Raw genomic sequence first — 22,881 nt, 5'->3', positions numbered from 1 at the left:
CATCACCCGTCCTGAGGTGTAACACGTCTCCAGGGAGAGTGGTACCGATTGCCGATCAAGCACGTGAGCGCAGCAGCATCCAGAAGACATCCAAGGGCAGCTACTCCAGGGGGTGGCACTCGTAGAAGGGCTCGGGCGCCATGAAGCTCAGGCCGTTCTCGTCGAGCGCGTTGAAGACGGTGACCCGGCCGTGTGGGAAGACGAACCCGATGGCCACCATCCCTTGCGCCGCATCGTGGCGCCAACGCAGGTCGAACCCAGGCCAACGGACGGACCCGGTGATGGTCTCGCAGGACAGGAGAGGCTCCCCTGCCGCGGTGTGCGGTGAAGGGGAGCCTCGGCGAGCTGACCGTCTACCGGATCAGACCCCGTTCTCGTCGTCCTCGTTCCATGGGCGGGGTTCGGCGGGCCGGTGCGGGCTGTGCGACGGGTCCCAGAAGTGGGGAGGCGGAGTGTCGTCCTCGCTCGTCTCCCACCGATCCTGGTCCCGGTCACCGGCGTTCGCGCTGCCCTCCGCCGTCCTCGGTGTGAACGTGCTCGCACCGGGGGCCACGTCCGGGTCGGTGAACGGCGGGCCTTCGGGGGCCGGGGAGCGGGGCGGCCAGGGGCCGGTAGTGTTCCCCTCGCTCGAAGGCTCGTCCTCCGGGCCATCGCCGGGAGCCAGGCCAAAGGCCCGCCTGATCTCGGCGGCGGCCTCGTCCAGCCCCTCCGTTTTCAAGAACCTCATTACGCGGTGCGCGAGCACCGTGTACCCGTCCATGTCCGGCTTCAGGCCCGCCTCCGTCAGCAACAGGCGCAGTCGATCCGAGACCCCTACTTCCTCCTCGCGGTCGAAAACCCCTCCTCCGTGGTCGTCCCCGTCCCACAGCGGGCCCCCGACGGTCGCTTCGCTCCGTGCGCTCACGGGTGGGACGAGCAGGTGGCGGAAGAGCTCGGGCACTTCCTCGTCGTTGGCCGCCGCCGCGACCTGTGAGAGCGGGCCGATCATGTCGACCGCCTTCTCGATTTCGTTCTCGTGGCGGGCGAGCCACCACACCACCGCGCTGCCCGCGCTCTTGAGCACGTCGTCACCGAGGTAGCGCCGCTTGTTGCGCTCGTGCTGACGCTCGTACTCCCAGATCTCCTCGTCCTTGCGAAGGTCGTTCAGCTTCTGCAGGCGTTCGCGGTCGGCGGGGGCGAGGGTCAGCGTCACATCGGCCGCCATGGCCTTCACCCGTCCGCTCAGGTCGGGGAGCAGGATGCCCAGCTGCCCCTCCAAGAGGTACCGTGCGAAGCTTGCCCGGCCGGGTTCCTCGTGACGGACGACCTCCAGGGCCCGGCTGACGACCGAGGAAACGGCGAGGGCTGAGGAGGCACTGTCTGCCTGGCCGGCGTGGTCGGGGACCGGCCTCCACCACACGGTGGCGGAGAAGAGGAAGTCGTAGCCGTTCGTCGCGCTCGACAGCGCCGCGTCGACCACCCGTGCCTCCTGGTACGGCTGCTCCGTCGGCGCCGCGGGCGGCTCGGGCTCCCCGGGCTCGTACGGGTCGGCGGACGTGTGGCCACCGCTGAGGACCGTCATCACGAGCAGCAGGGAACCGGAGGCCGTGACCATGGACATAAAGCCCCACAACCATGCCGACCAGTCCAGAAAGTGTCCGAGCACAGCCGGTGCGAGGCCGCAGAGAGCGACGAACAGCAGGCTGGGAAAACGGTGTTTCATCGTTCCTCTTCCGTGATCCGTGGTTCGGCGCCCGCACGCTCCTTACTCTCCGGGCGGGCGTACTGCGCTTGGTCGATGTGCCGCCAGAAGAGGGCGGCGACGGCCGCCCGGGACGGGTGGCGCGCAGACCGTGCCCAGCCGCAGGCGATGACGTAGAGGCGGTGGAGGGCGGCCGTGCGGCCGTGCGTCGCCCTGACCATCACGTCCAGCGCCATCTCTTGCGTGCGGTCGTCCGCCACGGCGTCCAGCCAGCTGCTCACCAGCGGGTTCCAGAGTTCCGTCGGCGGTTGCGAGAACACCGTCTTCCAGCCCAGGAACAGGTCCGGCCAGCGGGGTGGGTCCGGCGCTCGGTCGCTCCTCAACAGCTCTGCGAGCAGGTGGAGATGGGAATGTGCCCCGGGTTGTTCCTGACGTGCCCGGTCCCGCAGGCGGTCGATCAGCAGTCGGTAGAGCCGACGGTCACGGCCGGCGAGGTCGAGAAGCGCTTCCCGGGCCCCGTGCGCTGCCCCCTCCTCCGTACGGCGAGGTGGTGGAGGCGCACCACTGCTTGATCTGGGTGCGTCGCGCCGAGGCTCTGGTGACAGGCGGTTGTCAAGACACGGGCCAGGCCGTCAGACAAGGAGCCGGACCTCGTGACGCACTCGTACATCCGCCTGCGGAACCACCCCCCGAACTCCTCGTGGCGGAGACCGAGTTCGAGAGCTGTCGCGGCTCGCGGATCGCTGGACGCCCTGGCCGCGTCGTTCGCCCAGCGCACCACGAGGCCGAAGAGGTCGTCGGGCCGCCGGACGGCCAGAGACCGCTCGCCGAAGCGGACGACGACGTCCACCTGGTCGTCGGTGGTCAGGCCGTCCAGCTCGGCGGCAGAGCCGATCCAGTCCCTGAGGCCGTTGCGTACCCCGGGGAAGTTCGCCCAGAAGTACGTCCGCACCGCGTCGGCGTAGGCCAGCCGCTCGAAGCGGAGCCGTCCGTCCGGGGCCCGTTCGATCCCGAGCGCTTTCAACCGCTCCCCGAAGTCCGTCTGCGCGAACTCGGAGGTCACCTCCTCCTTGTGCCCCACTTCCTTCAATAGGCGTTGCCATGCCTCGTAAACGGTGTCTGCGCGAGATCCTTCGAACACTGCCGCCGCGAGCAGCAAGGCCCGCTCGGGCGCGGTGCGGACCGCGACCATCTGCTGACCCACCTCACCGGCACGGTCGGTCACCGCGTGCATCGCCTGGTCGAGCCATCCCGCGAAGTCGGATCCGAACCGGCCACTGTCGCGAGCGGCCTTCACCAGCCTCGCGAGCCGCGCCAGTTCCCGCATGGGGGAGCGGTCACACAGGTGCTGGAGGCCGGCGCTCCTCAGATCCGCAGGGTGGAAGGCCATCCGGTCCATGCGGAGGTGCCGGGTGACGACAGCGACGCCCCGGGGGCGCTCCAGCTTCACCCTGTGCGGTTCGAAGTCCGGCGCATGGGCGTACTCCATGACCGACGGCAGGACGACGACCATGTGGGCCCCCGCCTCCTGGACCTTCGACCGGTGCACGGCCAGACGGCGCTGGGCCCTGGTGTACTCCTCTTCGTCGGTGATCCCGGAGAGGTCGAGAAGGAAACGGTCCCCCTCGCCGGGGGTGAGTGGCTTGTCGTTCCTGTTCTCGTCCTTGGCTGTGGCGGGAAGCTCCTCGACCCGAACCCTCTCCTCGTCGGTGTTCCTGTCATCCCCGAACCCGTGCAGCAGCATGATTGCCGCGGCACGGCGGCCGCTGCCGGGCGGTCCCTCCAGCAGCACCACCGATCCTGGTTTCTCCAAGTGGTCGGCGGCGATGCGGTAGCCCCTAGGGGGAACGAACCGGTCGGCCAGGCGCACCCGGTCCTCGAGGGCGATCCGGAGGGACTCGACCCCTTTGCGGGTCATCCAGTCCGTGGCAGCGCCGTAGAAGACGTACTGATGCCCCTCGCCGTTGTTCACCGGGCCGTGCGGATCGCTGACGGTGACGCGGTCCTGCTCGGTCATCGCCCGTCGTCCCAGCGTCGGCGCTCGCGCTCGAAGCGCTGGTGGACCGTACCGCTGTTGTCGCCGGCGGTGAACTGGACCCCGGTGTTGTCGCCCTCGAAGTGAGGCGCGTTGTACTGGTGGCCCCGGCCGGTGTTCACGGGCCCCTGCGGCTCGTTGACGAAGGTGCCGGACAGGTCTCCGTTGAGGTTTCCGATGCCGCCGCGCACGCGCTGTTCGACGTCACGCGTCCGCATCCTGATGTGCCCGGTGTCCCGGGCCGACTTCTCGTGTGACTTCGCCTCCGTCCGCTCCCTTGCCGCACGGCCGTCGCGGTCCACCCTGCTCAGCTCGGGCAGCAGCCGGGCGAGGGTGTCTCCGAGCGTCGTCAGGTCCGATTCGGCGTTGCGGTGGTCGAACCGCCTGTACTGGAAGTCCGCCAGCTCCAGCAGATCGTCCGGAAGGACGGTGCGGTCGATCCGCGTGGCCTTTCCGACGAGCACGGGGATCACCAGGATCCCGCGGTCGAGCGCGGTCTGGATCTCGCGACGGGTCCAGTCCTGTTCGGCTTCGAGCGCGGGGCGGCCGTCGGTCCCCCGTACCTCCGCCCAGCGCGGGCCGATCACGGCGAGGAGCGCCTCGCACTCCTCCACCGCCCTGACCAGTTCCGCCGGGAAACGGCGTCCGGGATCAATCGAGTTGCTGGCGAAGAAGATCCGCTCGTCGCCGAACCTCCGGGTGAGCTCCCGGGCGATCATGGTCGCGGCGGATTCCTCGTCGCCTGTGCGGTAGTTGACGAAGACGTCGGGCATGAAGGTTCCCTTCGTGAGAGAAAGACGAGTGAACGGGCACAGGGCTGTGGACCGGGGTTTCGGTTCACCCGAGCCATGGGGTCCCGACCGTGTGACGGCATGGCGCGTCCACGGGAGGGCATGCGAATGGAGGGGCACCGCCTGTGCGTCACTGGCTGCGGGCAGCCCGGAGAAGCCGGGGGGCGCGATGCGACGCGTCGGGCGGGAATCAGAGAGGCCCGCGGGGATCATGGGATCCGGAGGGCCGGAGGGGGCGGTAGTGGGGCGAGCCGGGCGGCTCGAGTCCGTGTCGGTCGTGGAGCGGCTGTCAGTCGTGCGCGGGAGCGAGTACGCGCGCCAGCGCGGGTTGTAGATCACGCACGGCGCGGCTGCTCCGAAACCGGGACAGTTCCCGTGAGAGGCGTCGGACGTCGCTGTTCACCGTCGCCGAGGGCACGGCCGGCATCACTCCCAGGAGCTCCCCGGCGATCGCGCACGCGTGCTCGACCTCCCCGGAGGCGGCATGTGCCAGGGACCTGCGGAAGCCGTACCGGGCGCGGGTACGCAGCGCGTGCGGCGGGAGGCGGCGGTACTCTCGGTCGAGTACCTCGGCAGCAGTCTTGGGGCGCCCGAGGTCGTGCAGACACCAGCCGGTCGACATCGCCGCCGGATCGCTCACGTGTGAGGTGCCGATCACGGGCTCGGCGCCGTTGAGGGCGTCATCGTCGGCGAGCAGTTCCCGCGCCCTATCGAGGCTGCGGAGGCAGTCGACTTCGTTGCCGACGAGCGCGTGCCCTTGGGCCTCTCGTTGGGCCGCGAGTCCCCTGATGCGCGGTGGGAGTTCGCTGCTCTGGGCGCGGCGGGCCAGGGCTACGGTGCCAGCGGCGTCCCCGCCGTACATTGTGACCAGGGCGCGCCGCACCAGTGCGTAGGAACCGAGGTACGGGTCACCCCCGGCGCGCGCCAATTCGACGGCCTCGCCCGTCCAGCCGAGTGCCGCGTCGCTGTCCCCGGCCTCCTGGGCCATCCAGCCGGTGAACTCCGCGAACCGTGAGGCGAGCAGGAACGCAGGGGCCCGGGAGGCGGACCGGGCGTCGGAGGCGAGCCCGGCGACCATGCGGGTCTGCGTCTCCAACAGGGGGAGCAAGATCTTGGGAGCGGTGGACTGGCCGAGCTTCCGCAGCTGGTCGAATTGCATGCGGTAGGAGCCCAGGAGGGGGTCGTCGGCGTAGGACAACGCCTGACCGCCGAGTTTCAGGCCGAGGTCGATCAGCACTCCCGTGCCCGCCGAGAGGACTGCCCGACGCCCGACTAGCCAGCGGCAGGGACCGGCGGGGGAGGCGGCGGAGCCCGAGTCCGAGTCCGCTTCGGGGCGGACGACCAGGCGCTGCAGTTCGCCGTCCGCGCCGAGAAAGGCGTCACACCGCCGGGCCAGTTCGGGGGACGCGGAACGCTCTCCGCGCTCGACCTTGCTGAGGTGCCCCTTGTCGTAGTTGAGCGCCACGGAGAACTCGGTAAGAGTTAGCCCCGCTTCCACTCGTAAACGGCGAAGTTCCGGGCCAAAACGTAAAGTCGTGCTCATCATCAACCTCCCCTTGAACAGTGACCGCGAGAGCCGTCCGCCCTCACGGGAGCCGTCATCAGACGACCACCGGTCGACGCGAAACCCGATGGTGAACACTTGCTGTAACGGTGTCGTTTCGCTTCGCGTCCGAAACTGAGTCTGGCACGACCCTCGTTTGGAGAATCGGGGTTCGACGGTGTTGCCCGTTGCCTCTTTCGTTCTTCGTTGTTCCCTGCCCGTTCCTCGGGGCGACCGGGATTGACCATGATCGGAACAAAGTGTTCGAGAGCGACAGGCCCATGGGCGGGGTCCCGTCCTTCGCGAAGTCACAGCGCTCGACTACGTAGCCGCAGCTGGTCTCCGCGGGTGCCGGAACGGCATCGGTCACTTATCCGGGTACAGGTCGGTACGGTCGATCCAGGTGGGGACGACGAAGGTGTTGTCGCCGACGGGGGCTTCGGAGGCTTCCAGCAGGGACCAGGTGCGGGACTTTTCGACCAGGTGCTCCCAGGGCGCACTCCAGTCGAGTTCCCAGTCCAGGCCGGGGTCGGAGACGCCGTACGTGCGGCCGGCGTCCACCTGCCAGAACTGGGACTAGAGGATCACCTGGGCGTGGTCGGCCAGGTCGTTGATGATCTCGGTGAAGCGGGCCGAGGGCCAGACGGAGCGTTGTCCGCAGCGGTGGCTCGTAGGTGAGCAGTAAGCGGTGGGGCGACGGGGGTGCGTGCGCCGAGTTCGGTCAGGGCCCAGCGGATGCCTTCCGGCTCGCTCCAGTCCGGTGGCGTCGCCCGTTCCAGGCAGGCGCGATAGGCGCTGCGCACGGGCTCGACCGCGTCGTCGATCTTCAGGCTGGCCAGGGCCATCGCCGCCCATTCCCGGACGGTGGAGTCGTCGCTGTGCAGGAGGGCGATCAGCGCGGGGCCGCAGCGGGGGTCCGCCACCTCTTCGAAGACCTCGATGGCGGTCAGGTGACCGAAGCCGCCGAGGGAGGACAGTCCGTCGATGATGGCGGGGATGGCGGCAGAGCCGATGCCGATCAGTTCCGCGCGGGCGTCGTACGACGGGCCGGACGAGTCGTCGAGCTGCTGGAAGAGTCTCTCGATGTGAGTGGTCATGGGTGATCGCGCCGCCAGAAGGTGGGCAGCCACCAGCAGAGCACCGAGCGGTCCTCGGGCCACGGGACGCGGTCCTCGGCTGACCAGTCCTCGAAGGAGTCGCGTGTCAGGTCGATGGGGCGCCAGGCGGGGTCGAGCGGCTCGTCCTCGGCCGGTGGGCGGACGTACCGGCGGCCGTGCTCGTCGCAGGCGCCGAAGTCCTGGTAGTTGCGCTGGGCCTCGATCAGGGAGACCTTGTTTGCCCCGCCGGCCATGGTCGGCCAGCGGAACTGGACCCGTCGTCCTCCCAGAAGCAGACGGGGCAGATCTCGTACGAGCCGGGCATCGCGTCCAGCACGCGGTGCCCGCAGCAGGGACAGGGGTAGGAGTCGCTCACCTGCGCAGTCTCCTTGCAGGCCGTGCCGGTGTGCCAGGGATTTCGCTGCCTCGGAGCCCCCGCCCAGTCCGCAGCCAGTCCGCAGGACACTCGTAAACGGCTGTCGGGAGCCAACGCGCGTCAACGGCGAAACCCCAGGTCAGGGGCACATGGGAGGCTCCGCCGCAGGTCAGGATCGGCCCGCAGGCATTCCGCTTCAACGTGTGAGCGGATGACATAACACCACGTCGCTGACGTGGCAAACATGCGGTTCAGAAGGGGCCAGGCTCGTGGGAGCCCGGCCCCTTCATCGATCCCGTGCTGGATCGGTGCTGGATTTTCTGACCCGCTGTCAGGAGTGCTCAGGTGTCGTAGACGGTCGAGCGATGCCCGACGTGTACGACCCACACCACCAACTCGCCGTTGTCGATCGTGTAGGTCACGCGGTGATCGCCTACCCGCAGGCGGCGCCGGTCGGGCTGGGAGACGAGGGCCGTGGTGTTGAACCCCAGAGGGTCGCTCTCCAGCTCGGTCAGCTTGGCAAGAATGCGGAGGGCCATGTCTCGCGGGCCCTTGCGGAGTTCGGCCTGCGCCTCGGGCCGGAAGATGGTGCGGTACTCACTCACTGCGCGCCAGCGTCTCCCTCATGATGTCTTCGATCGGGATGCCGGGTGCCGGGTTGGCCATGCGCTCGTCGATGATCCGGTTGATCTCGCGCTCTTCCCATTCCTGGTACTTGCGCAGGACCTCGATGGACACCACGGCGGCGACCTGCTTGCCGCGCCGGGTGATGACGGTAGGTACGTCGTCCCGGTCAGCCCGCTCCACGACCTCGGCCAGGTGCGCCCGGACATCGCGGATGGACTCTACGGGCAGTGGCTGTGTCATGCGCCCAAGGGTACCGTGTGTCTCATGTGTACACAATGGCTCATTGTCGTTCGGGCGTACTGGATGAGCCGTGACCGTGCTGGATCTGTGCTGGATCCGATCTCCAAGAGGCACGTTTCCGCAGGGGGCAGCGTTGGGGTGGACGTTCCGCTTCAACGCTATGCCGCCGGGACCGGGCTTGCCGGTTGCAGGGGGCGGGTCGGCGGTTTCTGCGCGCGGGGGAGGACGCTTTCGAGGAGGTCGGCGATGATGCGGACGCCGTTGCGGGTGAGCAGGGACTCGGCGTGGAATTGGATCGAGGCGAAGTGCGGGCCCCTCAGGGCGTGTACCTCGCCTGTTCGTGGGTCGCGGCTGACCCGGACGGGGCCGTGTGTGGCGTGGTCGAGGCGGTCGGTGTCGCTGTGGGCGGCGAAGGAGTTGTAGAAGCCGACGCTCTCGCGGACTCCGAAGAGGTCGATGGAGCGCTGCACTCCCTGGTTCGGCACCTCCCTGCGGGTGACGGCGAGGCCCAGTTCGAGGCTGAGGACCTGGTGGCTCAGGCAGACGGCCAGGAAGGGGCGCCGTTCCGCGAGGAGGGTGCGGGCCGCCGCTCTGAGGTGGTGCAGTTTGGGGCTGTCGGTGTCGGCCGGATCCCCGGGGCCGGGGCCGAGGATGACCAGGTCGTGGCCGTCGAAGCCGTACGGCTCGTCGAAGCGCCGGACCGTCACCGTCAGGCCCATGGAGCGGAGCTGGTGTTCCAGCATCGAGGTGAAGGTGTCCTCGGCGTCGACGATCAGCACCCGGCGGCCGGCCAGCGCCGGGCCCGGTCGCGCGGCCGCGGCGTCTTCGGCCCGCCAGAAGCCGGCGATGGTCTCGTTACGCTGTTCCAGCGCGGCGCGGACCCGGGGATGCGCGCCCAGCGCCGGGGACGGGCCGTCCTCCAGGGCGGCGCGCAGGCCGGCCACCTTCGCCCAGGTCTCGGCGACCTCGGACGCCGGGTCGGAGTGGCGGACCAGGGTGGCGCCGACGCCGATCTCCAGCCGGCCCTTCCGGTCGATGTCAGCGGTACGGATGAGAATGGCCGAGTCGAGGGTGCGCCGGCGCCGGCTGTCCCGGCCGATCAGCGCGATGACACCGCTGTAGTAACCCCGCCCCCGCGACTCGTACCTGTCGATGACCCGGCAGGCGTTCTCCAGCGGGCTGCCGGTGACGGTCGGGGCGAACAGTGTCTCGCGGAGGATCTCGCGCGGATCGCGGGAACTGCGGCCCTCGATGAAATAGCCGGTGTGCGCCAGGCGGGCCATCTCCTTGAGGTACGGGCCGACGACCTTGACGTCGGAGTCGCACACCCGCGTCATCATCTTCAGCTCTTCGTCGACGACCATGTACAGCTCGTCGGTCTCCTTGCGGTCGGCGAGGAAGTCCAGCACCTCCGGCAGGTTCGGTCCGGACGCCGGATAGCGGTACGTGCCGCTGATCGGGTTCATCGTGGCGACGCCGTCACACAGGCTGACGTGCCGCTCGGGGGACGCGCCGACGAACGTACGGTCGCCGGTGTGCACGATGAACGTCCAGTACGCCCCCGATTCGCGCTCCATCAGCCGGCGGAAGAAGGACAGCGCGGCGGCCAGGCCGTAGCCGGTGATCTCCGCGGTGAACGACCGCTTGATGACGAAGTTGGCGCCCTCGCCGCGGCCGATCTCGTCGCGCACCACGCTGCGCACCATGTCCGCGTACGTCGCGTCGTCGATGTCGAACCGCTCGTCCGTCAGCGCGATGGCGACCTCGGGGATGCGGTCCAGCGCCTCGGCGACCGGCACCGTGTCCTGGCCGACGACCGTCATGGCGATCAGCGGGCAGCCGTCGTCCACGCAGGTGAAGCCGCGTTCGGCGAGCTGGCGGTACGGGATCAGCGCCAGGACGTCGTGCCGCGGCCGGCCGGAGTGCGCGGCGTGTTCGGCTTCCTCGGCTTCCTCGGCGTCCGAGGGGAGCGGGAGATCCGCGAGAGTGGCCGGGGTCGACACCTCGCCCACCAGGACTTCCAGCATCCCGAGGCCGGTCGTCTCCGGCCGGTGCAGCAGGGCGAAGGCGGGCGGTCGTGCGCCCAGCACCGAGTCGAGCGGGCCCGGGGCCATGGGAGTCTCCTTCTCTTGCCGTTTCTCTTTCCGGGCGTCGTTCACAGGGCGGTCACTTCGCGTTCGGCGGTCAGTTGGCCCAGGAGCCCTCGGGTCAGGCCGACCACCGCGCAGCGCTGCGCCGCGTACTCGATGGCCATCCGGTGGTGCTCCGGCGAGAAGTCGGCCACCCCGTCGGCCACCACGAACGTCTGGATGTCATGGGTGAACGCCTCGATGGCGGTCGCCAGGACGCCGACGTGCGCGTACACGCCGCAGAGGATCAGCTGGTCACGGCCCTCCGACCGCATCCGGCTCAGCAGGTCCGATCGGAAGAACGCGCTGTAACGCCACTTCGTGAAGAGCCAGTTGTGCGGTGCGGGGGCCAGCCGCCCGACGACGTGCCGGTCCGCCGGGTCGACCCGCATTCCCGGTCCCCAGAAGTCCTTGAGCAGGCCGCGTTGTTCGTCGGTCATTCCGCCGGGCTGCGTGGTGTAGCCGACCGGAACGCCCAGCTCCTCACAGCGTCCGCGCAGCGCCGCGATGTTGTCGACGAGCTCGTCGCGCAGCGACCTCGCGCCGGCGAGCGGGCGCAGGAAGTACTCCTGCATGTCGTGGACGAGCAGCACCGCACGGGCCGGGTCGGGGGCCCACCGCGCGGTGTTGGCGGGCAGGTCGTCCGGTGTGGGGAGGGGGTAGGGGGCGATGGCGGGGATCCCTGGCATGTGTACCTCTGTCTGGTTCGCAGGCGGCAGGCGGCAGGCGGCAGGCGGCAGGCGGCAGGTGGCGGGCGGCAGGTGGCGGGTGGTGGGCGGCAGCCGCCTAGGCGCCGAGGGTGGCTCCGCCGTCCACGGTGAGGGTGTGCATGGTGATGTGCGACGCCCGGTCGGAGAGCAGGAAGACGACGGCGTCGGCGACGTCCGACGGCGTGGCCACCTTCTCCAGCGGGATGCCCAGCCGGTAGGCGGCGAGCGAACCCTCGACCGTCTTGCGCGGGCCGCTCTCGTCGTGCCACATCGACCTGAGCATGGGGGTGTCGGTCGAACCGGGCGCCACGACGTTGCAGCGGATGCCGTACTTCGCGACCTCGACGCCCAGGCACTTGGTGAACATCGTCGCCGCCGCCTTGGACGCCGCGTAGGCGGCCATCTCCATCCGGGGCGTGCCGGCGGCGTTGGACGCCACGGTGACGACGGCGCCGCGGGAGCGGCCGGTCATCCTGCGTACCACCGCCTGGGACACGAGGAAGACGCCCGCCGTGTTGACGCCGAACGTCGTGCTCCAGTCCTCCTCGGTCAGTTCGTCCACGGCGCCCAGGCGCAGTACGCCGGCCGCGTTGACCAGGAAGTCCAGCGGGCCCAAGCGCTGCTCCACCGCGTCCACGACGGACTCGACCTCCGCGCCCGAGCTGACGTCGGCCACGAAGGGGACGACCCGCAGGCCGTCGGCGGCCTGCTTCTCCGTCGTCTCGCGCAACCGCTCGGGGTCCCGGTCCACGGCCGCGACCGTCACGCCCTGTCCGGCGAGCAGGCCGGCCACCGCGGCACCGATCCCGCCGGCCGCGCCGGTCACCAGTGCTGTCTTGCCTTCCATGAATTCCATGCGGCGGGTCTCCTCACCGTCGTCGACGCCTGGACTCTTCGCGGCCGTGGCCGGTGTCAGCCGAGCCAGGACGACACCACCGTCATCGCCTGCTCCGGGTTGAGCCGCGGGTCGCAGAAGCTGGTGTACTTCTCGGCGACGCCGCCGACGAAGGACTCGTTCGTCACGCATTCGGTGACGTGGTCGGGGGTGGTCTCCAGGTGCAGCCCGCCCGCGACACCCCCCGCCGTGCGGACGGCGGTCTGGAACTGCTGGACCTCCCGCACGATCGCTTCCACGAACCGGGTCTTGAGGCCGGCCGGGGTGGTGACCGTGTTGCCGTGCATGGGGTCGGTCAGCCAGATGACGGGATGCCCCGCGTCGCGTACCGCCGCCACCAGGGCGGGGAGCGCCTCGGCGACCACACCGGCGCCCATCCGGGCGATGAGGGTGAGCCGGCCGGGCTCCCGGCCGGGATCGATCCGTTCGCAGAGCGCGACCAGTTCACCGGGGGTCATGCGGGGGCCGACCTTGCAGGCCACCGGGTTGACGATGCCCGCGAGCAGGGCGACATGGGCGCCGTCGACCTGCCGGGTCCGTTCGCCGATCCACGGCCAGTGGGTGGAGGCGAGCAGCAGCCGGCCCGTCGCGTCCCGGCGGAGCATCGGGAGCTCGTAGTCGAGCAGCAGCGCCTCGTGGCTGGTCCAGACGTCGGGGTCCAGGCGCGCCGCCTCGGCGTCGATGTCCCGCGGGCCCGCGGCGGCGCCCGGCCAGCCGAGGTGCCGCATCGTCGCCGCGGCGGCCTGGTAGCCGTCCAGGATCCGCGTCGGATCCGGTCTTCGGACCGCCGCGTCGGGCTCGGGCCCGTTGACCATGTGCCCCCGGAAGACGGGCAGTTCGACGCCCCTCAGCGACTCGGTGGCGCTCGACCGGGGCTTGGCGTACTGGCCGGCGATGCGCCCGACCCGTACGACCGGCCGGTGCGTGACCATCTTCAGGGTCCCGGCCAGTACGTCGAGGAGTCCGGCCTTCCTGGCGACATAGCCGGGTGTGCACTCCGCCGGGTCCTCGGCGCAGTCGCCGGCCAGCACCAGGTGCGCGGTTCCCTCGGCCACCCGGGCCAGCGCCGCCCTGAGCCGGTGCACGTCGTCGGCGCGGACCAGCGGTGTCCGGTCCGCGAGCTCCGCGCGGACCGTCGCGAGGCGCGGGTCGTCGTCCCAGTCGGGCTGCTGAAGCGCCGTACGGGATCGGATGTCCAGCAGATCGTTGTCCACTGCCCTGTTCACTACCCCCTCCTCAGGAAGCCTGGTCGGCCCGGTCCGGCCGCGTACGGGCGGCGGCGGACAGGACGGCGACGGTGTGTGCGGCCGAGGCGAGGGTGACGTGGCGGTGCCACCCGCTGTACGAGCGGCCGACGTAGTCCCGGATGCCGACCTGCGAACTGACCTCGTCGAAGGACCGCTCGACCCGCTGCGAGAGGCTGCTCAACTGCGGTACGGACATTGCCCGATCCCTGGGCAGGTCGGTCAGCCACAGCTCGGGCGGGCGGCGCCGGTCCGTGTCCCCGACGCCGACAAGGAGCAGCCGGCCGCCGGTACGCGACCCGGGGACGCCCACCTGTACGGCGGTGACGAGGCTGGTGCGGAGCATCGGCCGCGGGTCGTGCTCCCGCCACTGGACGGGGCGCCGCATGTTGCGCGCCGCGCGCATGATGTCGGCCGCGGGCAGCAGGTGCGCGCCGTGGCCGGTGAGGCCGGGGTCCGTGACGGTGAGCGGCAGCTCGCCGGTGATCTTGACGAGGGAGGGGATCCCCTCGGCGCTCAGGCCGTTGATGGTGTCGAGCGGGTCGGCCTCGCCGATGTCGACCACCACCGGCCGGGACGGCAGCCCCCAGCCGGCCAGCATCTCCCGGCAGGCGTTGAGCACACAGTCGCTGAGCGTCTCGGGTTCGATCTCACAGGGGATCGACGCCTGGTTGCGGCGGAGCCCGTCCTTGATCCAGGTCTGCGGGAGGTGCAGCTGCCAGTTGAGCGGTGCGCTCACCTGGTCGGAGACCGCCCACACCCCGATCGCCCGCTGGGCGTTGAGGGCCTGGCCCTCGTCGGGGGAGAAGTACCGGCTGACGCCCACCGAGTGCTGCCCGACCTTGGGGATGGTCATCGGGCGGGCCACCCACGCCAGCGGGGGAGCGTGCCGGATCACGTACTGCGACATCGCCTGACGCACCGGCATCCAGTCCCAGGTGGAGCTGCAGATGAAGTGGTGCAGGCTCTGGCCGGTGCCGCTGCCGCCGATCAGCGCCGCCATGTTCCGTATCGACTTGCGGCCCCTGGTCGACAGCAGCCCCTGGATGTACTCCACACCCCTGCGGCGCTGGTCGCTGCGGCGCAGCGACCGGAACAGCGGGTCGCAGAGGTCGTTCAGCACCGCTTCGGGGTCACTCGAGGCCGTCGGCGGATTCCATTCGGGCCGGCGGGCGGGGGCCTTGACCCGGGCCGCGGGCGGACGCGCTGTCCTCAGTGTCGGCAAGTCAGCTGTCAACGGCTGGCTGACAGTGCTCATGTGACTCCTCCGGTCAAGTGCCCAGCGATCTTGTGCTGCCGTTCCACATTAGGAATTTCGCCTTGCCCAGTTGAATGACAATCCGATGGCAAGGTTCAGCGGTTGGGCATGAGGGTGCGCATGACTACTTCGTGCCCAAGGGCCTTTTCACGTTGACCGGGAGGTGACTCGAAGACGACAGTCGAGAGGACGGTGATCAAGGCGAAGCCGGCCCGTGGCATCGCCCCCGGGTGGGCGTCGAACCTATGCTTGGGAAGCGGAGCGAAATGGGGCTCAATAAGAAGGTGCTCCTTGCGGAGCCTCGCAGTTTTTGCGCGGGAGTCCGCCGGGCCATATCCATCATCGAGTTGGCGCTGGAGAAATACGGCGCCCCCATATATGTGCGCAAGGAGATCGTGCACAACCACTATGTGGTGCGGCTCCTGGAGCAGCGCGGCGCGATATTCGTGGACTCGGAGGAGGACGTACCCGAGTCCGCGATCTGTGTGTTCTCCGCCCACGGTGTCTCCCCGCAGGTCCGGCAGAACGCGCAACTGCGCAGCCTCGACGTGATCGACGCGACCTGCCCGCTGGTGTCCAAGGTGCACCAGGCGGCCAAGCGCTACGCCCGGGAGGACCGGACGCTGATCCTGGTCGGCCACGAGGGGCACGAGGAGGTCGAGGGCACCTACGGGCACGCGCCGGACCAGACCGTGATCGTCGAGACGGTCGAGGACGCCGAGCGGCTCGATCTGCCGTCCGACGCCCCGGTGGCGTACCTGACCCAGACGACGCTCTCGGTGGACGAGACGAAGGACATCCTCGCGGTCCTCGAGCGGCGGTTCAGCGACCTGCGCGGCCCCGGCACCGACGACATCTGCTACGCGAGCCAGAACCGGCAGGACGCCGTCAAGGCGGTCGTCCCGCGCAGCGATCTGGTGCTGGTGGTCGGCTCGCGCAATTCGAGCAACTCGATTCGGATGGTCGAGGTCGCGGAGCGTCTCGGGACGCCGTCCTACCTCGTGCCCGATGTCGGCGAATTCGACGAGAAGTGGCTCGAAGGGGTGGAGACGATCGGGGTGAGCGCGGGGGCCAGCGCGCCCGAGATTCTCGTCGAACAGCTCCTGGAGAAGTTGGCGGAGTTCGGTTACGACGACATCGAACTCGAACAGGTGGCACAGGAAAGCATCGTTTTCCATCCCCCGGTTCGGCTCGCCGATCCGGCAACGGCCGGCTGACAGAAGTCACGTGGCAAGGCCAAGCACCAAGGCCACGTAGCAAGGCCGAGCACCAAGGCCAAAACCAAGGCCAAGGACCAAGGCCAAGGACCAAGGACCACGAGAAGCGAGGGAAGGTCGAGATGGTGATTTCCACGGTCTCCACTGCACGGCGGACCCGGTCCGAAGTGATCGAGCGGGTCGAGCGGCGGCTCAGCGAGTTCCTGGACGCCGAACGCGAGCGCTGGCTCCGAGTGAACCGCCGGGGCGCCGTCCCGGTCGAAGCGGTGACCAGCCTGGTCGCCGCCGGCGGTAAACGGCTGCGGCCCGCCTTCTGCGCGGCCGGCTTCCTGGCCGCCGGCGGCGATCCGGCCGACCCGCTGCTTGTGGACGCCGCGGCCGGGGTCGAGCTGATCCACACCGGGGCGCTCATCCACGACGACGTGCTGGACGCGTCCGAACTGCGGCGCGGCACCCCGGCCGTGCACACCCTGCACGCGGCGGGCCACGCCGAGCAGGACTGGCTCGGCGAGCCGCGCCGGTACGGCGAGGGGGTGGCGATCATCTCCGGCGTACTGGCCAACGTGTACGCCGACCGCCTCACCCGCGACCTGCCGCCGGCGGCGCGGGACATCTGGAGCGAGATGCTCACGGAGATCCAGATCGGTCAGTACCTGGATGTCTCCGTGGCCGCCGAGGGGGTGGTCGACCCCGATCTGTCCCGCTGGATCGCCATCTGCAAGTCGGGCCGCTACAGCATCCACCGCCCGCTGCTGCTCGGCGCCGCGATCGCCGGCAGGCAGGACCTCGCCCCGGTCTTCGAGGAGTTCGGCGAGGCGCTGGGCGAGGCGTTCCAGCTGCGCGACGACCTCATCGGGACGTTCGGCGACAGTACGGCCGCAGGCAAGCCGGTCGGACTGGACCTGGAGCAGCACAAGATGACGCTGCTGCTCGCCGACGCGGCGGAGCGCGACGAGAGCGTCGCCAAGCTGATCTCGGCGCGGGAGTGGGACACCGCCGAGATCCTCGACCGGCTCGGCGAGGGCAAGGAGCGGATCGAGAAGCACATCTCCCTTCTCGTCGAGCGCGCCTGCGGTGCGATCGACCGGGCGGGACTGGACGAGGAGTGGCGCCGGGAGCTGACCGAGATGGCCGCCGAAGTCGCCTACCGGAACCGCTGAGGGAGACCGAGCGAATGTCACTGTTGGAGACCGTCCGAGGCCCCGACCGGCTGCGCGAACTGACCACCGCCGAACTGGAGGTGCTGGCCGGTGAGATCCGCGCGTTCCTGATCGACCGGGTGTCCGGCAGCGGCGGTCACCTCGGCCCCAACCTCGGCGTGGTGGAGCTGACGATCGCGCTGCACAGCGTGTTCCACTCGCCCGAGGACCGGCTGCTGTGGGACACCGGGCACCAGTCGTACGTCCACAAGATCCTGACCGGCCGCGCCGACGGCTTCGACCGGCTGCGCAAGGCGGGCGGGCTGTCCGGCTACCCGAATCCCGCGGAGTCCGAGCACGACCTGGTGGAGAACTCGCACGCGTCCACCGCGCTGTCGTACGCCGACGGGCTGGCCCGCGCCGACGCCCACCTGGGCACCACGGACCGGGCGGTGGTCGCGGTCATCGGCGACGGCGCCATGACCGGCGGCATGGCCTGGGAGGCGCTGAACAACATCGCCGGCGGGCCTGACCGGCCGCTGGTCATCGTGCTCAACGACAACGGGCGCTCCTACGCGCCCACCGTGGGCGGCTTCGCCGAGCACCTCGGCGACCTGCGGAAGGGCAAGCCGGGACCCGGCCTGTTCGGGGAGCTCGGGCTTGCCTACCTCGGCCCGGTCGACGGGCACGACGTGGCCGCCCTGCAGGAGGCCCTGCGCGAGGCCCGCGACCTGAACGGTCCGGTGGTCGTCCATGTGGTGACCGAGAAGGGCCGCGGTTTCGTCCACACCGAGAACAACGCGCTGGACCTCGGGCATGCGATCAAGCCCATGGACCCGGTCACCGGCCTGCCACTCGGCCAGTCGTCCGGTCCTTCGTTCACCTCGGTGTTCGGCCGGGAGATCGTCAGGATCGCCGAGGAGCGGCCCGATGTCGTCGCCGTCACCGCGGCCATGCTGGAACCGACCGGGCTCCTGCCGATGCAGCGGCGCTTTCCCGACCGGGTCATCGATGTCGGCATCGCGGAGCAGCACGCCGTCACGATGGCCGCCGGGCTCTCCCTCGGCGGGGTGCACCCCGTCGTGGCGATCTACGCGACCTTCGTCAACCGGGCCTTCGACCAGCTGCTGATGGACGTGGCCCTGCACCGCCGCGCGGTCACCTTCGTACTGGACCGCTCGGGGGTCACCGGCGACGACGGGCCGAGCCACAACGGCATGTGGGACATGTCGGTGCTGCAGGTGGTGCCGGGGCTGCGGATCGCCGCGCCCCGGGACGGCACCCGGCTGGCCGAACTCCTGGAGGAGGCCGTCGGCTGGGAGGAGGGCCCGACGCTCGTCCGGTTCCCCAAGGGGCCGACGGGCGAGGACCTGCCGACCAAGGCGACCTTCGCGGGCATCGACGTCCTGCACAGGGCCGGGCCGCTGGACGTCCTCATCGTCTCGGTCGGGGCGCTCGCGGGGATGGCCCTGCGGGTCGCCGAGGTGGTCTGGGCGCAGGGCGTCGGGGCGACCGTGGTGGATCCGCGCTGGGTGACGCCGGTCAATCCGACGCTGGCCGACATGGCCCGCCGGCACCGCCTGGTGATCACGGTCGAGGACAACAGCCGCACCTGCGGGGTGGGTTCGACCATCGCGCAGTTCCTCCGCGACTCCGGGGTGCGGACACCGCTGCGGGAGTTCGGCATCCCGCGCCGGTTCCTGGACCACGGCAGCCGTGCCGATGTGCTGTCGGGGTGCGGGCTGACCGCGCAGGACATCGCGCGGACGGTGGTGGAGGAGATCAGCGGTCCGGAGGCGCACCCGAGGCGGGAGGAGCCGATGGACGGTCTGGACGACGAGGTGGCGCGGTTGCTGGAGCAGGCGAGTCGAGGGGAGACACGGTGACGACCGTAGGACTGGGCATACCGAAGATCAGGAACGACGAGGGGCCGCCCCCGGTCGCCGAGCGGCGGAAGTCGCGGCAGATCATGGTGGGTTCGGTGCCGGTGGGCGGCGGCGCCCCGGTGTCGGTGCAGTCGATGACGACGACGGTGACGGCGGACGTCAACGCCACGCTCCAGCAGATCGCCGAGCTGACGGCCTCCGGCTGCCAGATCGTGCGGGTGGCCTGCCCGACGCAGGACGACGCCGACGCGCTCGCGGTCATCGCGAAGAAGTCGCAGATCCCGGTGATCGCGGACATCCACTTCCAACCGAAGTACGTGTTCGCGGCGATCGACGCCGGCTGCGCCGCGGTCCGGGTGAACCCGGGCAACATCAAGAAGTTCGACGACCAGGTCGGCGCGATCGCGAAGGAGGCGTCGAACGCGGGGATCCCGATCCGTATCGGTGTCAACGCCGGCTCGCTCGACGCCCGCCTGCTGAAGAAGTACGGAAGGGTCACCCCGGAGGCGCTGGTCGAGTCGGCGCTGTGGGAGTGCTCGCTGTTCGAGGAGCACGGGTTCCAGGACATCAAGATCTCGGTCAAGCACAACGACCCCGTGGTGATGATCGCGGCGTACCGGCAGCTGGCGGCCCGGTGCGACTACCCGCTGCACCTCGGTGTGACCGAGGCCGGGCCGCAGTTCCAGGGCACGATCAAGTCGGCGGTGGCCTTCGGCGCGCTGCTCGCGGAGGGCATCGGAGACACCATCCGGGTGTCGCTGTCCGCTCCGCCGGTCGAGGAGATCAAGGTCGGCAACCAGATCCTGGAATCCCTGAACCTGCGGGAGCGCGGCCTGGACATCGTCTCCTGCCCGTCCTGCGGGCGGGCCCAGGTGGATGTGCACACGCTGGCGGAGAAGGTGGCGGCGGCGCTGGAGGGCTTCCCCGTGCCGCTGCGGGTGGCCGTGATGGGGTGTGTCGTCAACGGCCCCGGCGAGGCCCGCGAGGCCGACCTCGGCGTTGCTTCCGGCAACGGGAAGGGCCAGATCTTCGTGAAGGGTGAGGTCATCAAGACCGTTCCCGAGTCGAAGATCGTGGAGACCCTCGTGGAGGAGGCGATGCGCATCGCCGAGGAGCGGGAGGTTCCCGTCGACGGTGCTCCGGGCGCCGTGGTGCTGACCCCGGACTCCGCGGGCTGAGACGCCCGCGTCGCGGGGAGTGTGTGGTGCGATGGCCCGTCCGTTCATACGGTCGGGCCATCTCCGCGTCCAGGTGACATTGTGCGGGGTTGTTTTCAGCCAGATTCTGTTTTGTCAGCGGCTTTCCTGAGAGGCTCATTTACAGGGGAGCGGACTGACGCCCGCACCGCGAAAATGGCGGATGCGACCCTCTCGGCGGTCGAGGTACCGTGGGGCCGGTACCGAGAGGGGGAGTACAAGATCAACACGAACGGGGGCCATGTCTGGGCGAGTTGTAGTCGTGTTGTCCGAATGATCCAGATATCGCTTTCGGTAAATGTGCGGTGGGGCATGTCTCGCTCAACAGCCATCGGGAGGGATCGTTCATGCAATCAATACGACAGGACAACCCTGGACTTGTGGGCCGTAGATCCGAATTCATCGAACTCCGTAATCGACTCGTCAGTCCGGAGACCAGATTCGTCACGGTCACCGGCTCCGTCGGTGTCGGAAAGAGCCGGCTGGCCGCGGCCGTGTTCGAAGAACTCGCCGGCGAGTTCACGCACGGCGGGTTCCTTGTCGACCTGAGCGCCGTCCACTCCGAGCGGGAGCTGGGGGACACGCTCGCCGCTCTCTTCGAGCTCGGTGGCACCGACGGCCCCGAGCCGACGGTCGAACGTCTGGCCGATCACTTGCGTGACCGGCATTTCCTGCTGGTGCTGGACGGCTGCGACCAACTGCGCGGTGTACTGGGGCCTTTCATCGGCCACCTCGTGAAGGAATGCGCCGGCCTCTCCGCACTGGTCACCGGGCAGGAACGGCTCGGCGTGTACGGCGAGGACCTGCTCCGGCTCGATCCGCTGCCCGTCCCGATGCCGGGGGGCCACACGGATCTGGCGGCGCTGGAGGAGGTCCCGTCGGTCCGGCTGTTCGTTCAGCGCACCCGCATGGTCAGGCCGAACTTCGTACTGACCGAGGCGAACCAGGAAGCGGTCTCCAGGCTGTGCGTCCGCACGGACGGACTGCCCATGGCCATCGAATTCGCCGCGGCACGAATGAAACTTCTGTCGCCGCACAAGCTGCTGGCCGAACTGGAAGAGGGCCTGGACAGCCTGTCCGGCGCCGACTTCGACACGCTCTCCCAGAATCGCGGAATGCGTGACGCGATCGAGCGGAGTCTGAGCGTTCTCGGCGAGGGCGAACGCGCCTTCCTCGCGCGCCTCGCGCTGTTCCACGGGGAATTCGACTTCGCGGCGGCCGACGGTGTCTCGACCACCGACTCCGCCGAAACGCAGCGACTCCTGGAAATCCTTTTGGACAAAAGCCTGCTGAGCACCAGCGAATGCCCGGACGGCGACATGCTCATCGCCATGCTCGGCCTGACCCGGCAGTACCTGCGGGAAGAACTGGGTGAAGACAGGAAAGAATACGAGAACGCCTACGCGGCCCATGCCGCCTTCTATCTCACCTTGGCGGAGCGAGCCGAACTCGAGCTGCTCGGAGCGGACCAGGGCCGGTGGCTCGAGAGGATCGACCACTGGCTGCCCGGCATCACCGGCGTCCTCCGCTTCCTGAGGGAAGCGGGGGACGGAGCCGGAGTCGTCCGTATCGTCTCCGCGCTGCGTCTGTACTGGCAGGCGCGCGGCATGGTCCGCGACGGAATCCGATGGCTGAGCGAGAGCGTCGACAGCGAGGGGCTGACGCTCGACGTCGCGGCCAAGGGAGAGCGTGCACTGGGTGAACTCCTGCTGTGCACCGGCGAATGGTCGTCGGCCGACAGCATGCTGGCGCGGGCCCGGAGCAAGTACGAGGAACTGGGCGATTCCGCGGGCATCGCCGGCTGCATGCGGCGCGCCGGCCTGGTGGCCTTCCACCGCGGCGACCTGGTGGAGGCCGAGCGTCAGCTGGAGGAGTGCGTCGCCGTCTCCTGGATCGACTGCGCCGCCGAACACGCGGAGGCGCTGCGCAATCTCGCCGAGTGCCGCCGGGTCTCCGGCGACGCGCATGGCGCCGGACGGGCCGCCGAGGACGCTCTGGAGATATTCCGGCGCAGCGGGGACACCCGCAACATCGCCCTGAGTACGTACGTGTGGGCCGACGCCACCCTCGACCTGGGCGACCAGACGGGTGCCATCGAGCTCTACCAGTCCGCCCTGGGGATGGTGAACGAGCTCGACCACGTGCTCGCGAGCGTCATCGGCCTGGAGAGGTTCGCGATCCTGCTGACCCGCTGCTGCGGCCGGTCGACCGAAGCCTGGCGACGGGCCGCGCACGCCCTGGGCGCCGCCGCCGCACTCCGGGCGGCCACCCGGTGCGTCGCTCCGGCCGCCACCAAGATGGAGGTCGACAGCGTGATGGCCGAGACGCGGGTGCGACTCGGCGACGAGGGGGCCGAGACGCTGGCCGGCGCCGGCGCGCGACTGCCGGCGAACGAGGCCGTCGCGGCGATCCTGGCGCCGATGGAGTGCACGAAGTACGCGTCCGACTGGGACGGGACCGACCATCCGCTGACCCGCCGGGAGTACGAGGTCGCCGAGCTGGTGGCCGGTGGCCTGACCAACCGGGAGATAGCCCGCCGGCTCGGCATCGCGGAGTGGACGGCCGTGAACCACCTCCGCAAGATCATGCGCAAGCTGGCCTGCTCCTCACGTGTCCAGGTCGCCAGCTGGGTGACCAAGAGGGCGGCCGACAACACCGTGACGGCCTCCGCCAACTAGGCCGGGGGACGTGGACCGAAAGAGTGGGGCGCCCCCCCCGGGGGGGGGGGGCCCCCCCGGGTCACGGCGACCAGCCCCCCGGCCCGAGCCGCACGGGAGCCCCGGGAAGGCCACCCAGCACACCCCCCTGGCGCGGACG

At 69.8% G+C, this 22,881-nt stretch carries 19 protein-coding genes and 1 pseudogene; 5 read left to right on the top strand and 15 right to left on the bottom strand.

Translation table 11 applies throughout. The features are described from left to right. Positions 1–361: 361 nt before the first annotated feature. The 15 genes and pseudogenes from ACF06X_RS15080 to ACF06X_RS15010 all read right to left on the bottom strand — a co-directional run bounded on the left by ACF06X_RS15080 (position 362) and on the right by ACF06X_RS15010 (position 14,491). Positions 362–1,600 carry a hypothetical protein gene (locus ACF06X_RS15080; RefSeq protein ID WP_392287730.1) on the bottom strand — a complete coding sequence of 413 codons (1,239 nt, stop codon included), beginning with the start codon at positions 1,598–1,600 and terminating at the stop codon, positions 362–364. A 98-nt stretch (positions 1,601–1,698) separates the two neighbouring features. Next, the gene (locus ACF06X_RS15075) at positions 1,699–1,962 is read right to left on the bottom strand and encodes a hypothetical protein (RefSeq protein ID WP_392287729.1); all 264 of its coding nucleotides are present in this window, start codon (positions 1,960–1,962) and stop codon (positions 1,699–1,701) included. A gap of 176 nt (positions 1,963–2,138) precedes the next feature. Next, positions 2,139–3,698, bottom strand: coding sequence for a hypothetical protein (locus ACF06X_RS15070; protein WP_392287728.1), 1,560 nt, complete (start codon positions 3,696–3,698; stop codon positions 2,139–2,141). Next, a complete protein-coding gene (locus tag ACF06X_RS15065) occupies positions 3,695–4,489 on the bottom strand; it encodes a toll/interleukin-1 receptor domain-containing protein (protein WP_055418048.1) in 795 nt (264 codons plus the stop codon). The genes ACF06X_RS15070 and ACF06X_RS15065 overlap by 4 nt, the downstream gene beginning before the upstream one ends. 307 nt (positions 4,490–4,796) lie before the next feature. After that, positions 4,797–6,050: a helix-turn-helix transcriptional regulator gene (locus ACF06X_RS15060; protein ID WP_358796006.1), complete on the bottom strand. Its 1,254-nt coding sequence runs from the start codon at positions 6,048–6,050 to the stop codon at positions 4,797–4,799. Between the two features lie 366 nt (positions 6,051–6,416). Then, positions 6,417–6,611, bottom strand: coding sequence for a hypothetical protein (locus ACF06X_RS15055; protein WP_392287727.1), 195 nt, complete (start codon positions 6,609–6,611; stop codon positions 6,417–6,419). Between the two features lie 23 nt (positions 6,612–6,634). After that, complete coding sequence (locus tag ACF06X_RS15050; protein ID WP_392287726.1) at positions 6,635–7,147, bottom strand: HEAT repeat domain-containing protein; 513 nt, start codon at positions 7,145–7,147, stop codon at positions 6,635–6,637. Next, positions 7,144–7,523 (bottom strand): annotated as a pseudogene (locus tag ACF06X_RS15045) (CPCC family cysteine-rich protein). The gene ACF06X_RS15050 and the pseudogene ACF06X_RS15045 overlap by 4 nt, the downstream one beginning before the upstream one ends. Before the next feature lie 341 nt (positions 7,524–7,864). Beyond that, positions 7,865–8,128 (bottom strand): type II toxin-antitoxin system RelE/ParE family toxin, encoded by a 264-nt coding sequence (locus ACF06X_RS15040; protein WP_392287725.1) that lies wholly within the window; start codon positions 8,126–8,128, stop codon positions 7,865–7,867. Next, the gene (locus ACF06X_RS15035; protein WP_392287724.1) at positions 8,121–8,390 is read right to left on the bottom strand and encodes a type II toxin-antitoxin system Phd/YefM family antitoxin; all 270 of its coding nucleotides are present in this window, start codon (positions 8,388–8,390) and stop codon (positions 8,121–8,123) included. The genes ACF06X_RS15040 and ACF06X_RS15035 overlap by 8 nt, the downstream gene beginning before the upstream one ends. Before the next feature lie 158 nt (positions 8,391–8,548). Continuing rightward, entirely contained in the window at positions 8,549–10,504 is a 1,956-nt protein-coding gene (locus ACF06X_RS15030; RefSeq protein ID WP_392287723.1) for an anthranilate synthase family protein, read from the bottom strand. A gap of 41 nt (positions 10,505–10,545) precedes the next feature. Then, positions 10,546–11,208, bottom strand: coding sequence for an isochorismatase family protein (locus ACF06X_RS15025; protein ID WP_392287722.1), 663 nt, complete (start codon positions 11,206–11,208; stop codon positions 10,546–10,548). Positions 11,209–11,305: 97 nt separating this feature from the next. Further along, the gene (locus ACF06X_RS15020; protein ID WP_392288409.1) at positions 11,306–12,076 is read right to left on the bottom strand and encodes a 2,3-dihydro-2,3-dihydroxybenzoate dehydrogenase; all 771 of its coding nucleotides are present in this window, start codon (positions 12,074–12,076) and stop codon (positions 11,306–11,308) included. Positions 12,077–12,141: 65 nt separating this feature from the next. Further along, positions 12,142–13,338: a 3-deoxy-7-phosphoheptulonate synthase gene (locus tag ACF06X_RS15015; protein ID WP_392288408.1), complete on the bottom strand. Its 1,197-nt coding sequence runs from the start codon at positions 13,336–13,338 to the stop codon at positions 12,142–12,144. 22 nt (positions 13,339–13,360) lie between these two features. Continuing rightward, a complete protein-coding gene (locus ACF06X_RS15010) occupies positions 13,361–14,491 on the bottom strand; it encodes an IS701 family transposase (RefSeq protein ID WP_392287721.1) in 1,131 nt (376 codons plus the stop codon). Between the two features lie 401 nt (positions 14,492–14,892). Between ACF06X_RS15010 and ispH the strand changes: the two genes are divergently transcribed. The 5 genes from ispH (at position 14,893) to ACF06X_RS14985 (ending at position 22,742) form a co-directional block, all read left to right on the top strand. Next, positions 14,893–15,843, top strand: coding sequence for a 4-hydroxy-3-methylbut-2-enyl diphosphate reductase (gene ispH, locus ACF06X_RS15005; RefSeq protein ID WP_392287720.1), 951 nt, complete (start codon positions 14,893–14,895; stop codon positions 15,841–15,843). Positions 15,844–15,965: 122 nt separating this feature from the next. Continuing rightward, positions 15,966–17,003: a polyprenyl synthetase family protein gene (locus tag ACF06X_RS15000; protein ID WP_392287719.1), complete on the top strand. Its 1,038-nt coding sequence runs from the start codon at positions 15,966–15,968 to the stop codon at positions 17,001–17,003. A gap of 14 nt (positions 17,004–17,017) precedes the next feature. Next, positions 17,018–18,868 carry a 1-deoxy-D-xylulose-5-phosphate synthase gene (locus ACF06X_RS14995; RefSeq protein WP_392287718.1) on the top strand — a complete coding sequence of 617 codons (1,851 nt, stop codon included), beginning with the start codon at positions 17,018–17,020 and terminating at the stop codon, positions 18,866–18,868. Beyond that, positions 18,865–20,046, top strand: a complete 1,182-nt coding sequence (ispG, locus tag ACF06X_RS14990; protein WP_392287717.1) for a flavodoxin-dependent (E)-4-hydroxy-3-methylbut-2-enyl-diphosphate synthase — start codon at positions 18,865–18,867, stop codon at positions 20,044–20,046. The genes ACF06X_RS14995 and ispG overlap by 4 nt, the downstream gene beginning before the upstream one ends. A 398-nt stretch (positions 20,047–20,444) precedes the next feature. After that, positions 20,445–22,742, top strand: coding sequence for an ATP-binding protein (locus ACF06X_RS14985; protein ID WP_392287716.1), 2,298 nt, complete (start codon positions 20,445–20,447; stop codon positions 22,740–22,742). Positions 22,743–22,881: the final 139 nt, after the last annotated feature.

It is taken from the genome of Streptomyces sp. NPDC015346, from assembly GCF_043078785.1.
In the GTDB taxonomy this organism is placed as follows: domain Bacteria; phylum Actinomycetota; class Actinomycetes; order Streptomycetales; family Streptomycetaceae; genus Streptomyces.
This window is presented reverse-complemented; position numbering and strand designations above follow the sequence as displayed.